The sequence below is a fragment of the Stenotrophomonas sp. 2YAF26 genome, assembly GCF_052114625.1.
GTDB lineage: Bacteria > Pseudomonadota > Gammaproteobacteria > Xanthomonadales > Xanthomonadaceae > Stenotrophomonas > Stenotrophomonas indicatrix.
The window spans coordinates 267,718-280,946 of record NZ_JBFRFC010000004.1 but is presented as its reverse complement, the minus strand read 5'-3'; the positions used below and the strand labels follow the sequence as shown (position 1 = coordinate 280,946).

The following is a 13,229-nucleotide window of genomic DNA, read 5'->3' as shown; positions in this document are numbered from 1 at the left end:
CGTATCGCTTGCTTTAAAACAATTAATAGTTGCTTGATCAAACGTCTGCAAGATGGACAATCATCCTTCCTGCAGGCGCCTTCACAAGATACCTGCGCATACTTTCAAAGATCTTGGGAAGTGGCCTCAGCGCCATTCCCGTGTGCTGCAAAGTTTCCTTCGTAGCGAGCCGCCTATTATGCCGGACTTTTCGAGTCCGTCAACACCTTTCGTTCGATCATCTCGTTCGTCGGTGGTGGCGTCCCTTGTGTCGCTGAAGCCCCTTGTTGGCGACCCCTGCGACGGGGGAGGGAAAGTATGTCCCTATTCGCGGCCTTTGTGAAGGGGGTGTGGCAACTTTTTTCATCGGATGTTGCATCCGTTCATGCAAAGGCGCCGCCACAGGCCCCGCGAACAGCGGAAGAGCGTCGGCGCCGCTCTGCAGGAGCAGAAGCAGGGGCCGGCTGCGCCGGCCCCTGCCTCCGGTCAGGCAGCGACCAGGCGCACGCGGGCGAAGGTGCGCTTGCCGACCTGCAGCAGCCCCTCGAAACCGGGCTGCAGGACCTGCTGGCCGTCTTCCACCACTTCGCCGTCCACCTTCACCGCACGCTCCTTGAGCTTGCGGTTGGCCTCGGAGTTGCTCGGGGTCAGGCCGGCGGCGGTCAGCAAGGCCGCGATGCGCAGGCCCTCGGCCGGGATGGCTACATCCTGCAGCGGCAGCTGGGTGATGTCGCCCTGCCCGGTAACGGCAGCTTCCCAGCCGGCAATCGCCTGCTCGGCCGCTGCGGCATCGTGGAACCGGGTAGCCAGTTCACGGGCCAGGCGCAGCTTCACCACGCGCGGATTCAGGCCCGCGGCGATCTGTTCGCGCAGGGAGGCCGCTTCGGCCTGGCTGATATCGAAGGACAGCAGCTCGATCCAACGCCACATCAGGGCGTCATCGACCTTCATGGTCTTGGTGACGATGTCGATGGCCGGCTCGCTGATGCCGATGTAGTTGCCCAGCGACTTGGACATCTTGTTGACGCCATCCAGGCCTTCCAGCAGCGGCATGGTCAGCACCACCTGCGGCTTCTGGCCGTGGTGTTCCTGCAGGCCACGGCCCATCAGCAGGTTGAACTTCTGGTCGGTACCACCCAGCTCGACGTCCGCTTCCAGGGCCACCGAGTCGTAGCCCTGCACCAGCGGGTACAGGAATTCGTGGATGGCGATGGACTGCTGGGCGGCATAGCGCTTGGCGAAGTCGTCGCGCTCGAGCATGCGTGCCACGGTGTGCTGGCCGGCCAGGCGGATCATGTCGGCCGCGCTCATCTTGCCGAACCACTCCGAATTGAAGCGGACCTCGGTGCGGCTGCGGTCCAGCACCTTGAACACCTGTTCCTCGTAGGTACGGGCGTTGGCCAGCACGTCGTCGCGGCTGAGCGGCTTGCGGGTCAGGCTCTTGCCGGAGGGGTCGCCGATCATGCCGGTGAAGTCGCCGATCAGGAAAATGACCTGGTGGCCAAGGTCCTGGAACTGACGCATCTTGTTCAGCAGCACCGTGTGGCCCAGGTGCAGGTCAGGCGCGGTGGGGTCGAAGCCGGCCTTGATGCGCAGCGGGCGGCCTTCCTGCAGGCGCGCGCGCAGATCCTCGAGCTTGAGGATCTCGTCGGCACCGCGGCCGATCAGGGCAAGGGCTTCTTCAATCGAGGACACGTGACTACTCCCGGCAACGCCGTTTCTTATGTGGGGTGTTAAAGCGAAGTTAACCCGATCGGCTTCACAAAAGCCAATAGGCACAAGGGTTTGACGCGAATTTATTAGGTGTCTATGTTACCGGCGTTTGGGCCCGCGTTCCCGGGTCAGCCAGAGACCGACATCTGATGCTCAATTCCGATCAAGGCCGCGCACGCAAGCAGCGCTTCCAGGAACGACTCCACGTCCTGCACGACAACGCCCTGCACCGGAAGCTGAGGCAACACCTTCCCGCTGCGTTCAATGAGCGCTGGACGCGCCGCCATTGGATGCACGCCAGCCTGTTTGTGACCATCGGCGCATTGGTGGCCACGATCGTGCCGGGCTTCTCGCACACCATCGATGCCCCCTACGCCGACAGCCACACCAGCCTGGCACTGCCGTTGCCCCCGTTGGCAATGGCCCGCCAGCAGCAGATCCCCGGTGACAGCTGGCAGGTGCTGCGGGTACAGCGCGGGCAGACCCTGAGCGATCTGTTCGACAAGGCCGGCATCTCGGCGACCACCCTGCACCGGGTGCTGGACCATCCGGGTGCGCGCGAATCGCTGACCAAGTTGCGCCCGGGCGCCGAGATCGCCTTCGACATGCCGCTGTCCGGTGACCTGCGCAGCATCCGCTTCGACCGCGACGCCGACAACCGGGTCGAACTGAGCCTGAGCGGTGATGACATCAAGGAAACGGTGACCAAGCGCGAGACGTCCACGCGGACGGTGGTCACCAGCGGCGAGATCACCAGTTCGCTGTATGCGGCTGCACGCCGTGCAGGACTGTCGCCATCGGCAATCGCGACGATGACCGACGACATCTTCAAGTACGACATCGACTTCTCCAAGGACCTGCAGCCGGGCGACCGCTTCAGCGTGGTGATGGATGAGACCTGGCGCGAGGGCGAGAAGGTCGACACCAGCAAGATCCTGGCGGCCACCTTCACCACCGGCGGCAAGACCTACTCCGGCTTCCGCTTCGACCGCAACGGCAAGTCCGAGTACTACGACATCAGCGGCCGTTCGCTGAAGAAGAGCTTCATCCGCATGCCGATCCCGTTCGCGCGGCTGAGTTCGACCTTCGGCGCGCGCAAGCACCCGGTGCTGGGCAAGATGCGCATGCACAAGGGCGTGGATTACGCCGCGCGCACCGGTACCCCGATCATGGCCGCCGGCGACGCGCGGGTGCAGTTCGTCGGCGTGCAACGCGGTTATGGCAACGTGGTGATCCTCGACCACGGCCGTGGCCACACCACCCTGTACGGCCATATGTCGCGCTTTGCCGGGATCAAGAATGGCCAGCGCGTGGCCCAGGGCACGGTGATCGGCTACGTCGGCTCGACCGGCCTGGCGACCGGCCCGCACCTGCACTACGAATTCCGGGTCAATGGCGAGCACCGCAACCCGCTGACGGTGACGATGCCGCCGCCGGAGCCGCTGAAGGGCGCCGAGCTGGTGGCCTTCCGGGCGCAGACCGCGCCGGCGATGGCCCGCATCCAGGGCATGGAGAAGCTGATCTACGCCGACGCCAGCCCCGCGCCGGCTGCCGAAAGCGCGAGCACCGAGGTGGCCAGCGCCAAGGACAAGGTGCCGGCAGGCCGCAAGCGCGGCTGAGCCCTGCGTTGACGAAGGAGGACACGGCAGCACAAGCTTGCCGTGTCCTTTTTTTATGCCCGCCATGAACGCCACTGCCGATCCGTCCCTTCCCCTCTACCTGGGCCTGATGTCAGGCACCAGCGCTGACGGCATCGATGCCGCGCTGGTGCAGTTCCCGGCCGACGGGGGATGCCGCTTCGTGCATGGGCTGACCGCCCGCTGGGAGCCGATGCTGCGGGCAAGGCTGGTAACCCTTGGCGAAGGCGGCCCGTTGCAGTCGCTGGAAGAGTTGGGCGAGCTGGACGCGCGGATTGCGATCAGCTTCGCCGCCGCCGCCAACCAGCTGCTGGAAGAAGCCGGCGTCGACCGTTCGCAGGTACGAGCCATTGGCTCGCACGGTCAGACGGTACGCCATCGACCGTTGGCCGACCCGGCCTTCACCGTGCAGCTGGGTGACGGCAACCGCATCGCCGAGCTGACCGGGATCACCACCGTGTGCGATTTCCGCCGCCGCGACGTTGCCGCCGGCGGCCATGGGGCACCGCTGATGCCGGCTTTCCACCTGGACATGCTGGGTGCGGCCGATGAGGACCGTGCGGTGCTGAACCTGGGCGGGATCGCCAACCTGACCCTGATTCCCCGCGAAGGCGTCGTGCGTGGCTTCGATACCGGCCCAGCCAACGCACTGATGGATGCCTGGTGCCAACGCCACACCGGTCGCAGCTTCGACGCTGACGGCGCCTACGCGGCCAGCGGTGCGGTGGATGACAGCCTGCTGGCCGGCTGGCGCGCGGATCCTTGGTTCGCGCTGCCACCGCCCAAGAGTACCGGGCGCGAGCAGTTCCACCTGCCGTGGGCCGAAGCACACATGGAGGAAGGCCAGTTCGCCGCCGCCGATGTTCAGGCGACGCTGCTGGAGCTGACCGCGGCGACGGTGGTTGATGCGCTGCTGGCCCAGCAGCCCGACACCCGGCGCGTTCTGGTGTGTGGCGGTGGTGTGCGCAACGCGCAGTTGATGCGGCGGTTGGCAGCGCGCCTGCCGGGCGTGGTGGTCGAGTCCACGGCGCTGCACGGGCTGGACCCGGAGTATGTGGAGGCGATGGGGTTTGCCTGGCTGGCGCAACGGACGATGGACGGGCTGCCGGGCAACCTGCCGAGCGTGACCGGGGCGAAGGGGCCGCGGATTCTCGGAGCGATTCATCTGGCGTGAGGAATGGCGCCATCCACGCATGGCGTGGATCTACTAGGCAGCCGGCCCTGCGGGGCTAATCGAAGCCTTGGCCGGCGGGAAGCGCCTGCAGTGCGGCGATCGCGTCGGACAGGGCGTCGACTTCGGGATCGCCGAAGCCGGAGCGGACCTCCAGTTCACTGCTGAACAGGCCCTGCTCCAGCAGCGCCTCGCAGGTCTGTTCGTGGGTCCAGCCACGGGCAACCGCAACCCGTTTGATGCGTTCCAGCAGCAGCGGGTCCAGGTCCCGCAGCACTACGTCGGCCATGCTCACTTCCCCGTTCGCAAGGCACCGCCCCCTCGGCGCGTCGGGGCGATCATCCCGCAGTAAGCGCGCACAGGCAATCAGGCCGCGGGTGACGGCCCACGATCAAGGATGCGTGGCCACAGCCAGGCCAGCAGCAGCATGGTGGGCACCACCGTGACGGCGCTGAGCATGAAGAAGGTGCTGTACGAGGTAGCCTCCACGATGTAACCGGAAACGCCGCCGACGAACTTGCCCGGCAGGTTGGCCAGCGATACCAGCAGGGCGTACTGGGTGGCAGTGAAGTTGCGATCGGTCAGCGAAGACATGAAAGCCACCAGCACCGTGCCGGCAAAGCCCTGGAACAGGTTGTCGGCGCTGAGCGCGGCGTAGAACGCCCACAACTGCCCCGGGTTGTGCGCCATCAGCAGGAACGCCAGGTTCGACAGGGCCACGCCCAGCGCCGCGACAAGCAGCATCCGGCGGAAACCGAAAGCGGCGACAGCGATACCGCCGAGGAATGCGCCGCCAATGCCCATCCACACACCGAACAGCTTCGATACGGTGGCAATGTCGGCCTTGTCGAAGCCCGAATCCAGATAGAAAGGTCCGGCCATCACGCCGATGACCTGGTCGGGAAACTTGAAGAACCCGACGAACGCCAGCAACGCCAGCGCCAGTGCCATGCCGTTGCGGGTGAAGAAGCTGGTGATCGGCTGTACGAACGCTTCGGCAATGTCGATGCGGCGCTGCACGGCGTTGGCCGGGCGCTCCGGTTCGCGGCAGAACAGGGTGGTGATGATCGGCAGGATCATCAGTGCGGCCATGGCCAGGTAGGCAATGATCCAGCCTTCGAACTGTGCGAGATACAGGGCGCCGGCACCGGCCAGGATCAGGCCGATGCGATAGCCCAGCGTGTACGTGGCGGCCAACGCGGCCTGCGCGGTCTGCGGGGCGATCTCGATGCGGTAGGCGTCGACCACCGAATCCTGGGTGGCACCTGCAAACGACGCCACCAGTACCCATGCCACCAGCGGCCACACGCCCTGCTCTGGTCGCACGAACGCCAGTGCCACCAGGCCCACCAGTACCAGGATCTGCGAGACCAGCAGCCACGAGCGGCGACGGCCAAGGAATCCCAGCAACGGAAACGCGTAGCGATCCAGCAGGGGCGCCCAGACAAATTTGAGCAGGTAGAAGAAGCTGGCCAGGCTGATCAGGCCGATGCTGCCCAGATCGAGGCCGACATCGCGCAGGCGGGTAGACAGGGTCTGCGAGGCGATCAGCAGGAACGGCAGGCCGCTGCCGAAGCCCAGCAGGGCCATGGTGAGCGCAGAGGGCGTGCCGAACGCACGCTTGATGCCGGCCCAGCCCTTGTAGCCGGCCGGCTTGGCAGCCTCGGTCACAGGTCGTAGTCCACGATGAACGGCGCGTGGTCGGAGAAGCGCTGGTCGCGGTAGATCGAGCAGCTGCGCAGGCGGTCACGCAGGCCCGGGGTGATGAACTGGTAGTCGATGCGCCAACCAACGTTGTTGGCGCGAGCGGCGCCACGGTTGCTCCACCAGGTGTAGTCCTCGCCGGTCGGGTTGAGCAGGCGGTAGGCGTCGGCCCAGCCGCGACCGGTGGCCACGTCGGTGGCCTGGCCGTGGTCGGCACACAGGGCATTGAGCCAGTCGCGCTCCTCGGGCAGGCAGCCGGAGTTCTTCTGGTTGGACTTCCAGTTCTTGATGTCCAGTGCCGAGCGGACGATGTTCCAGTCGCCACACAGCACGTAGTCGCGGCCGCTGCGCGCCCATTCCTCGAGGATCGGCCGCAGCCACTCCATCACTTCGAACTTGAAGCCCTGGCGCAGGTCGCCCGAACTGCCGGACGGGATATAGAAGGAGACCACGCTGAGGTTGCCGAAGCGGGCCTCGATGTAACGGCCTTCGTCGTCGAACGGGGCCCAGCCCAGCGAGGTGATGACCTGGTCCGGTTCGCGCCTGCTGTAGATCGCCACGCCGCTGTAGCCCTTCTTGGTGATGGCATCGCGGTAGAAGCAATGGTGGCCGTCCGGGCGGAACATCGGGTCGGTCAGCTGGTCTTCCTGGGCCTTGGTCTCCTGGATGCAGAGGACGTCGGCGTCCTGGCCACGGAACCAGTCGAGGAAGCCCTTGGTGGCGGCCGAGCGGATGCCATTGGCGTTGAAACTGATGATGCGCATGCGGAAGAACCTACGGCGGGAAACCGGGCAAGCATACCGGTTGCCTGCCGGGCTGAGCAGCCCGCGGGGGCAGCCACGGATACCCGCGTGAAGGGGCTGGACGAGCGCAGAAAGCCCAGCTGGATTAGGATTTGCGCTCCAAATGAAGATGAATCGAGTTTTGATGAGCGACCACCGTCACCGTTTCCTGCAGCTGGCCCTGACCGCCGATGCCCTGCGCTTCGGCCAGTTCACCCTCAAGTCCGGCCGGCTGAGCCCCTATTTCTTCAACGCCGGCCGTTTCGACTCCGGTTCCCTGCTGTCGCAGCTGGGGGCGTGCTATTCCGACGCCATCGACGCCACCGGGATCAAGTACGACGTGGTGTTCGGCCCGGCCTACAAGGGCATTCCGCTGGCCACCGCAATGGCCTGCGAGCTGGCCCAGCGTGGCCGCGACCTGCCGCTGTCGTTCAACCGCAAGGAAGTGAAGGACCATGGTGAAGGCGGCCAGCTGATCGGCGCCGACATGACCGGCAAGCGCGTGCTGATCGTCGACGACGTGATCACCGCCGGCACCGCCATCCGCGAGGCGCTGGCGATCATCCGCGCTGCGGGCGGTATTCCGGCCGGCATCGTGGTGGCCCTGGACCGCCAGGAGATCGCCTCGGACACCGACCATCGCTCCGCCGCACAGGCCGTGGCCGAAGAAGCCGGCATCCCGGTGATCGCCGTGGCGACGCTGGCCGACCTGCTTGATTTCGCTTCCGGAAATCCGGAACTTGTAGGCTACCGGCAGCCGCTGGAGGCCTATCGCGCCCAGTACGGCGTCCGTTCCACGCGCTGACCACCAGGGGGAAGGTCGCATGTTCCGAGTTCCTGCCATCGTTGCTGCCAGCCTGCTGCTGGTGATGCCGCAGACGCTGCTGGCACAGTCCGTCGGCAAGGCCGCAGACAAGAAGCTGTACTGCTGGAACGAGGGCAAGGAGCGGATCTGCAGCGATGCGCTGCCGGCCGATGCGGTCAACCACGCCCGCGATGAGTTCAGCGCCAACAGCGGCCTGCGCAACGCGCAGGTGCAGCGCGCGTTGAGCGATGAGGAACGCGCTGCCGCCAGCACGGCGGCAGCGCAGGTCCAGCTGGACCAGATGGCCAAAGAGACCCGGCAGCGTACCGAACAGGCGATGCTGACCACCTACGGTGATGAGAATGCGCTGCGGCGCGTGTTCGCCGAGCGCCAGGAGGTGCTCGACAACAACCTCAAGACCGCCCAGTACAACGTTGCCAGCCTGCGCGAATCGCTGGTGGCCCTGCTTGCTGCCGCCGGCGACCGCGAACTGGCGGGCGGCAAGGTGGCCGACAAGCAGGCCCAGGCGATCGCCCAGCGCCATGCGCAGCTGCAGTCGCAGCAACGGCTGCTGGCCAGTTTCGAACAGCAGCAGCAGGCATTGAAAGTCGAGATCGAAAGCAGCCTGCAACGCTATCGGCAGCTGAAGGGATTGGCGCCGGTGGACGTGCCGGCACAGACCCCGGCGGGTTGAGAGGCGCGCTGCTCGCCGGGCATGGCCCGGCGCTACCGCATGCCGGGTTACGGCCTGGACCCTGAAATTTATGCACTCTTTACGCGTCGGCCCTGTCCGTCGCGTAGTGCGTTTATGGGGGTGGGGACGACGATGACGCCCTGAGGTGGAGGGGTTCCACCAGGTCTCAATTCCATGTCCCCCTGGCTGTCGTTGCTGTGTGGCGTGCTGGTGCTGGTTGCCGCCGCCTATCTTCTTTATGTCGTGCTGCGGCCCGAGTCGTTCTGAGCGGAGCCTGCCATGACTGAAATTCTTATCATTCTTGCCGCCAGCCTGGTGCTGGCATGGCCACTGGGCCTGTACCTTGCCCGGGTGATGCGCGGCACGCCGATGAAGGTCGACGTGCTGTTCCACTGGATCGAAAAGCCGCTGTACAAGGTGCTCGGCGTTGATCCGTCACGTTCGATGTCCTGGCGGGGTTACGTGCTGGCGTTCGTGCTCAGCAACGTGGTGATCGCGGTGCTGACCCAGGCCGTATTCATGACCCAGGCGTGGTTGCCGTTGAACCCGGACCAGATCCCAAACATGCGCTGGGATACGGCGCTGCACACGATGATCTCGTTCCTGACCAACACCAACCAGCAGCACTATTCCGGCCAGGCACAGCTGTCCTACTTCTCGCAGATGACCGGCATCACCGGCCTGCAGGTAGTGACGCCGATGATGGGCCTGGCGCTGGCCGTGGCCACGTTGCGTGCATTGTTCTCGCGTGCACCGAAGTCCGTCACCGCGCCCGCTGCGGGTGATGACCGCCAGGTGGCGGTGGGCAATTACTACGCGGACGTCGTGCGCCTGTGCGTGCGCTTCCTGCTGCCGCTGTGCCTGGTCTGGACGCTGCTGCTGACCAGCCAGGGCGTGCCCTCCACGATGGCCGGTGGCCCGCAGGCCACGCCGATCGATGCCAGTGCCGGCATGGCGCAGCAGAAGCTGCCGCTGGGCCCGGTTGCGGCGATGGTCGCGGCCAAACAGTTGGGTGCCAATGGTGGCGGCTGGTATGGCCCGAACAGCAGCTTCCCGCTGGAGAACCCGACCCCGGTGTCGAACATGCTGGAAGTGATCGGCATCCTGCTGGTGCCGATGGCGGTGATCTTCATGATCGGCGCGTTCACCGGGCGCCGTCGTTTCGGCGCGCTGGTGTTCAGCTGCATGCTCGGCATGTCGCTGCTGTCCACCGGTGCGATGGTGTGGAGCGAGGGCCATAGCGCCAGCGCGGCCACGCCGCTGCTGATGGAAGGCAAGGAAGTACGCTTCGGCGCCGATGGCACCGCGCTGTGGGCGGCGGTGACCACCCAGGTCTCCAACGGTTCGGTCAACGGCATGCACGATTCGCTGAGCCCGCTGTCTGGCGGCCTGGCGATGGTCAACATGCTGGTCAGCGCGATCTGGGGCGGCATCGGCTGCGGCCTGCAGCAGTTCATCGTGTACCTGCTGCTGGGTGTGTTCCTGGCCGGGCTGATGACCGGCCGTACACCGGAACTGTTCGGCCGCAAGCTGGAAACGCCGCAGGTGCGCCTGCTGGCCCTGCTGGTGCTGCTGCAGCCGATCACGCTGCTGCTGTTCACCGCGATCACGCTGGCCGTGCCCGGTCTGGCCGGCACCTCCAATCCCGGCTTCCACGGCATCAGCCAGGTGTTCTACGAGTACGTCTCGGCCTACGCCAACAACGGCTCGGGCTTCGAGGGACTGGGTGACGCCACGCCCTGGTGGAACCTGAGCTGCTCGCTGGTGCTGCTGCTGGGCCGCTTCCCGCTGCTGATCATCCCGCTGGTGGTGGCCGCACAGCTGGCCGCCAAGCGGCAGGCCCCTGAGTCGGCCGGCAGCCTGCAGATCGAAACCCCGACGTTCGCCCTGACCCTGGTCTCGGTGATCGTCATCCTGACCGTGCTGCAGTTCATGCCGGCGCTGGTACTCGGCCCGATCGCCGACCACCTGAGCCTGGGACTGCACTGAGGACACCCCATGAGTAGTCACGCAACCGCAAACCGTTCCTCTTCCGTGGCTTCCCGCCCGGCCCTGCTCGATGCCGCCGGCCTGCGCCGCGCGCTCATCGAGGCCGTACGCAAGCTGTCGCCGATGCATCTGGTGCGCAGCCCGGTGATGGCGGTGGTGATGGCCGGCACGATCGTCGCCGCGATCATCACCCTGACCGGCAATGCGCCGCTGGGCTTCGGCCTGGCGGTGACCGCGATCCTGCTGGTCACCGTGCTGTTCGGCAACTTCGCCGAGGCCGTGGCCGAAGCACGTGGCCGTGGCCAGGCCGCCTCGCTGCGCCGCGCCCGCCAGGACCTGGTGGCGCGTCGTCTGGCGTCGGCGCAGGCCGGTGCCAGCGAAACCCAGGTGCCCGCTGCGGAACTGCGCCCCGGTGACCACGTGATCGTCAGTGCTGGCGAACTGGTGCCGGCCGACGGCGAGATCGTGCAGGGCCTGGCCACCATCAACGAAGCGGCGGTAACCGGCGAGTCGGCACCGGTGCTGCGCGAGGCGGGTACTGATCGCTCCGGCGTGATCGGCGGCACCAAGGTGCTGTCCGACCAGATCGTCGTACGCATCACCGCCGAGCCGGGGCACAGCTTCCTGGACCGCATGATCGCGCTGGTGGAAGGCGCCAACCGGCAGAAAACGCCGAATGAGATCGCGCTGACCCTGCTGCTGGCGGCAATGACGCTGACCTTCCTGGTAGTGGTGGCGACGCTGCCGGCGATCGGTGCCTCGGTGGGCGTCAAGGTGGATCCGCTGCTGCTGATCGCGCTGCTGGTGTGCCTGATCCCGACCACCATTGGTGGCCTGCTGCCGGCCATCGGCATCGCTGGCATGAACCGTGCGCTGGCCGCCAACGTGCTGGCCAAGTCGGGCAAGGCGGTGGAAGTGGCTGGTGACGTCGACGTGCTGCTGCTCGACAAGACCGGCACCATCACCTACGGCGACCGCCAGGCCAGCCACTTCCATGCATTGGCCGGGATCGACGCCGACCAGCTGCGTGAGGCGGCACTGCTGTCATCGCTGGCCGACCCGACCCCGGAAGGCAAGTCGATCGTGCGCCTGGCCCGCGAGCAGGGCTGCACCACCGCCGAGCCGGACCAGGCCGACTACCTGGCCTTCAGTGCGCAGACCCGCATGTCCGGTGTCGACCTGATGCACGGCCGGCAGATCCGCAAGGGCGCTGCCGATGCGATCCGCGCCCATGTGCAGGCACTTGGCGGCACCGTACCGGCCGAACTGGCCGGGCGCGTGGACCAGGTCGCACGCAACGGTGCCACGCCGCTGGTGGTGGCCGAGGGTCGCCATGTGCTGGGCGTGATCGAGCTGTCGGACGTGGTCAAGCACGGCATGCGCGAGAAGTTCGCACAGCTGCGGGCGATGGGCATCCGCACGGTGATGATCACCGGCGACAACCCACTGACGGCTGCTGCGATCGCCGCCGAAGCCGGCGTGGATGACTACATCGCCGAGGCACGGCCCGAGGACAAGCTGGCCCGCATCCGTGCCGAGCAGGCCGGTGGCCGCCTGGTGGCGATGGTCGGCGACGGTACCAACGATGCGCCGGCGCTGGCCCAGGCCGACATCGGCCTGGCGATGAATTCGGGTACGCAGGCGGCCAAGGAAGCCGGCAACATGGTCGATCTGGATTCGGATCCGGCCAAGCTGCTGGCAGTGGTGGAGGTGGGCAAGCAGCAGCTGATCACCCGCGGCGCGCTGACCACGTTCTCACTGGCCAACGATGTGTCCAAGTACTTCGCGATCCTGCCGGCGTTGTTTGCCGCCACCGTGCCTGCGATGGCCGCGCTGAACGTGATGCAGCTGTCGAGCCCGCGCAACGCGGTACTGGCGGCGCTGATCTTCAATGCCCTGGTGATTCCCGCCCTGATCCCGCTGGCACTGCGCGGTGTGCGCTTCCGCCCGGCCACGGCAACGGCGCTGCTGCGCCGGAACATGCTGGTGTACGGCCTGGGTGGCGTGCTGCTGCCGTTCGCGGCGATCAAATTGATCGACCTTCTTCTTGTCCTGGTATTCGGCGCATGAACCGTTCTGACTCCCCTTCCCTTTCCCGCGAGCTGAAGCGCGAGGCACGCGTGGCCACGCTGCAGGATGGCGCCAACTGGCGCCCGGCCATCGGCCTGGGCGTGGCCACCCTGCTGCTGGCCGGTGCGGTCTACGCCGGCATCGCCACCGGTTTTGCCGGCCTGTCCTTCCCGGCGCAGGCCGAAGGCAGCCTGCTGCGCGATGGCAGCGGTCAGGTGCGTGCGTCGGCATGGCTGTCGCAGCCCTTCACCGGCGATGGCTACTTCCAGGCGCGACCGTCGGCCGCCAACTACGACCCGATGGCGGCAGCCGGTTCCAACCTTGCCCGCAGCAACCCGGCGCTGGCCGAGCGTGTGGCGGCGAGCACCGCAGCAGTGGCCGCGCGCGAAGGCGTAACGCCCGCGCAGGTTCCTGCCGATCTGGTCACCCAGTCCGGCGGCGGCCTGGATCCGCAGTTGTCGCCGGCGGCAGCGCAGCTGCAGGTGGCCCGGGTGGCGCGTGCACGTGGCCTGCCCGTCGAGCAGGTACAGGCATTGGTGAAGGCCAACACGCAGGGCCGGCAATGGGGCGTATTCGGCCAGCCACGGGTGAACGTGGTGACGCTGAACTTCGCGCTGGACCACGCGGCACGCGCGCCGTGATGCAGGGCTGCACCCGCTGCGCGCACAATGGCGGCCATGACAGC

The 13,229-nt window shown here is 66.6% G+C and carries 12 protein-coding genes; 8 read left to right on the top strand and 4 right to left on the bottom strand.

Annotation, left to right across the window (positions count from 1 at the left end):
- Window positions 1-465: 465 nt before the first annotated feature.
- Complete coding sequence (gene tyrS / locus AB4Y98_RS06840; RefSeq protein ID WP_032977018.1) at window positions 466-1,674, bottom strand: tyrosine--tRNA ligase; 1,209 nt, start codon at window positions 1,672-1,674, stop codon at window positions 466-468.
- A gap of 167 nt (window positions 1,675-1,841) precedes the next feature.
- On the opposite strand from tyrS, the gene AB4Y98_RS06835 reads away from it, so the two are divergent.
- Entirely contained in the window at window positions 1,842-3,311 is a 1,470-nt protein-coding gene (locus tag AB4Y98_RS06835) for a M23 family metallopeptidase (protein ID WP_223497540.1), read from the top strand.
- Between the two features lie 64 nt (window positions 3,312-3,375).
- Complete coding sequence (locus AB4Y98_RS06830) at window positions 3,376-4,503, top strand: anhydro-N-acetylmuramic acid kinase (RefSeq protein WP_312108734.1); 1,128 nt, start codon at window positions 3,376-3,378, stop codon at window positions 4,501-4,503.
- A 55-nt stretch (window positions 4,504-4,558) separates the two neighbouring features.
- Here AB4Y98_RS06830 and AB4Y98_RS06825 read toward each other — a convergent pair whose 3' ends face one another.
- The 3 genes from AB4Y98_RS06825 to AB4Y98_RS06815 form a co-directional block, all read right to left on the bottom strand.
- Window positions 4,559-4,789: a hypothetical protein gene (locus tag AB4Y98_RS06825; protein WP_223497538.1), complete on the bottom strand. Its 231-nt coding sequence runs from the start codon at window positions 4,787-4,789 to the stop codon at window positions 4,559-4,561.
- Between the two features lie 77 nt (window positions 4,790-4,866).
- Window positions 4,867-6,171, bottom strand: a complete 1,305-nt coding sequence (locus AB4Y98_RS06820) for an AmpG family muropeptide MFS transporter (protein ID WP_428704059.1) — start codon at window positions 6,169-6,171, stop codon at window positions 4,867-4,869.
- A complete protein-coding gene (locus AB4Y98_RS06815; RefSeq protein ID WP_312108738.1) occupies window positions 6,168-6,968 on the bottom strand; it encodes an exodeoxyribonuclease III in 801 nt (266 codons plus the stop codon). Before AB4Y98_RS06815 ends, AB4Y98_RS06820 begins: the two co-directional genes overlap by 4 nt.
- A gap of 163 nt (window positions 6,969-7,131) precedes the next feature.
- On the opposite strand from AB4Y98_RS06815, the gene pyrE reads away from it, so the two are divergent.
- The 6 genes from pyrE (at window position 7,132) to kdpC (ending at window position 13,185) form a co-directional block, all read left to right on the top strand.
- Window positions 7,132-7,791 (top strand): orotate phosphoribosyltransferase, encoded by a 660-nt coding sequence (pyrE, locus tag AB4Y98_RS06810; RefSeq protein ID WP_089241329.1) that lies wholly within the window; start codon window positions 7,132-7,134, stop codon window positions 7,789-7,791.
- A gap of 19 nt (window positions 7,792-7,810) precedes the next feature.
- Window positions 7,811-8,485 (top strand): hypothetical protein, encoded by a 675-nt coding sequence (locus tag AB4Y98_RS06805; RefSeq protein ID WP_442244037.1) that lies wholly within the window; start codon window positions 7,811-7,813, stop codon window positions 8,483-8,485.
- Between the two features lie 174 nt (window positions 8,486-8,659).
- Window positions 8,660-8,752: a potassium-transporting ATPase subunit F gene (locus tag AB4Y98_RS06800; RefSeq protein ID WP_005407770.1), complete on the top strand. Its 93-nt coding sequence runs from the start codon at window positions 8,660-8,662 to the stop codon at window positions 8,750-8,752.
- A gap of 12 nt (window positions 8,753-8,764) precedes the next feature.
- Window positions 8,765-10,474: a potassium-transporting ATPase subunit KdpA gene (kdpA, locus tag AB4Y98_RS06795; RefSeq protein ID WP_223497535.1), complete on the top strand. Its 1,710-nt coding sequence runs from the start codon at window positions 8,765-8,767 to the stop codon at window positions 10,472-10,474.
- Between the two features lie 9 nt (window positions 10,475-10,483).
- Complete coding sequence (gene kdpB, locus AB4Y98_RS06790; protein ID WP_025879421.1) at window positions 10,484-12,544, top strand: potassium-transporting ATPase subunit KdpB; 2,061 nt, start codon at window positions 10,484-10,486, stop codon at window positions 12,542-12,544.
- On the top strand, window positions 12,541-13,185 hold the full coding sequence (gene kdpC / locus AB4Y98_RS06785) for a potassium-transporting ATPase subunit KdpC (protein WP_223497533.1): 645 nt from the start codon (window positions 12,541-12,543) through the stop codon (window positions 13,183-13,185). The genes kdpB and kdpC overlap by 4 nt, the downstream gene beginning before the upstream one ends.
- The last annotated feature ends 44 nt before the right edge of the window (window positions 13,186-13,229 follow it).

Bases quoted from the DNA above. Each gene is read 5' to 3' on its own strand.
- AB4Y98_RS06830 (WP_312108734.1), top strand. From the start codon at position 3,376: ATGAACGCCACTGCCGATCCGTCCCTTCCCCTCTACCTGGGCCTGATG.
- AB4Y98_RS06805 (WP_442244037.1), top strand. From the start codon at position 7,811: ATGTTCCGAGTTCCTGCCATCGTTGCTGCCAGCCTGCTGCTGGTGATG.
- kdpC (WP_223497533.1), top strand. From the start codon at position 12,541: ATGAACCGTTCTGACTCCCCTTCCCTTTCCCGCGAGCTGAAGCGCGAG.
- AB4Y98_RS06825 (WP_223497538.1), bottom strand. From the start codon at position 4,789: ATGGCCGACGTAGTGCTGCGGGACCTGGACCCGCTGCTGCTGGAACGC.
- kdpB (WP_025879421.1), top strand. From the start codon at position 10,484: ATGAGTAGTCACGCAACCGCAAACCGTTCCTCTTCCGTGGCTTCCCGC.
- pyrE (WP_089241329.1), top strand. From the start codon at position 7,132: ATGAGCGACCACCGTCACCGTTTCCTGCAGCTGGCCCTGACCGCCGAT.
- AB4Y98_RS06800 (WP_005407770.1), top strand. From the start codon at position 8,660: ATGTCCCCCTGGCTGTCGTTGCTGTGTGGCGTGCTGGTGCTGGTTGCC.
- kdpA (WP_223497535.1), top strand. From the start codon at position 8,765: ATGACTGAAATTCTTATCATTCTTGCCGCCAGCCTGGTGCTGGCATGG.
- AB4Y98_RS06815 (WP_312108738.1), bottom strand. From the start codon at position 6,968: ATGCGCATCATCAGTTTCAACGCCAATGGCATCCGCTCGGCCGCCACC.
- AB4Y98_RS06835 (WP_223497540.1), top strand. From the start codon at position 1,842: ATGCTCAATTCCGATCAAGGCCGCGCACGCAAGCAGCGCTTCCAGGAA.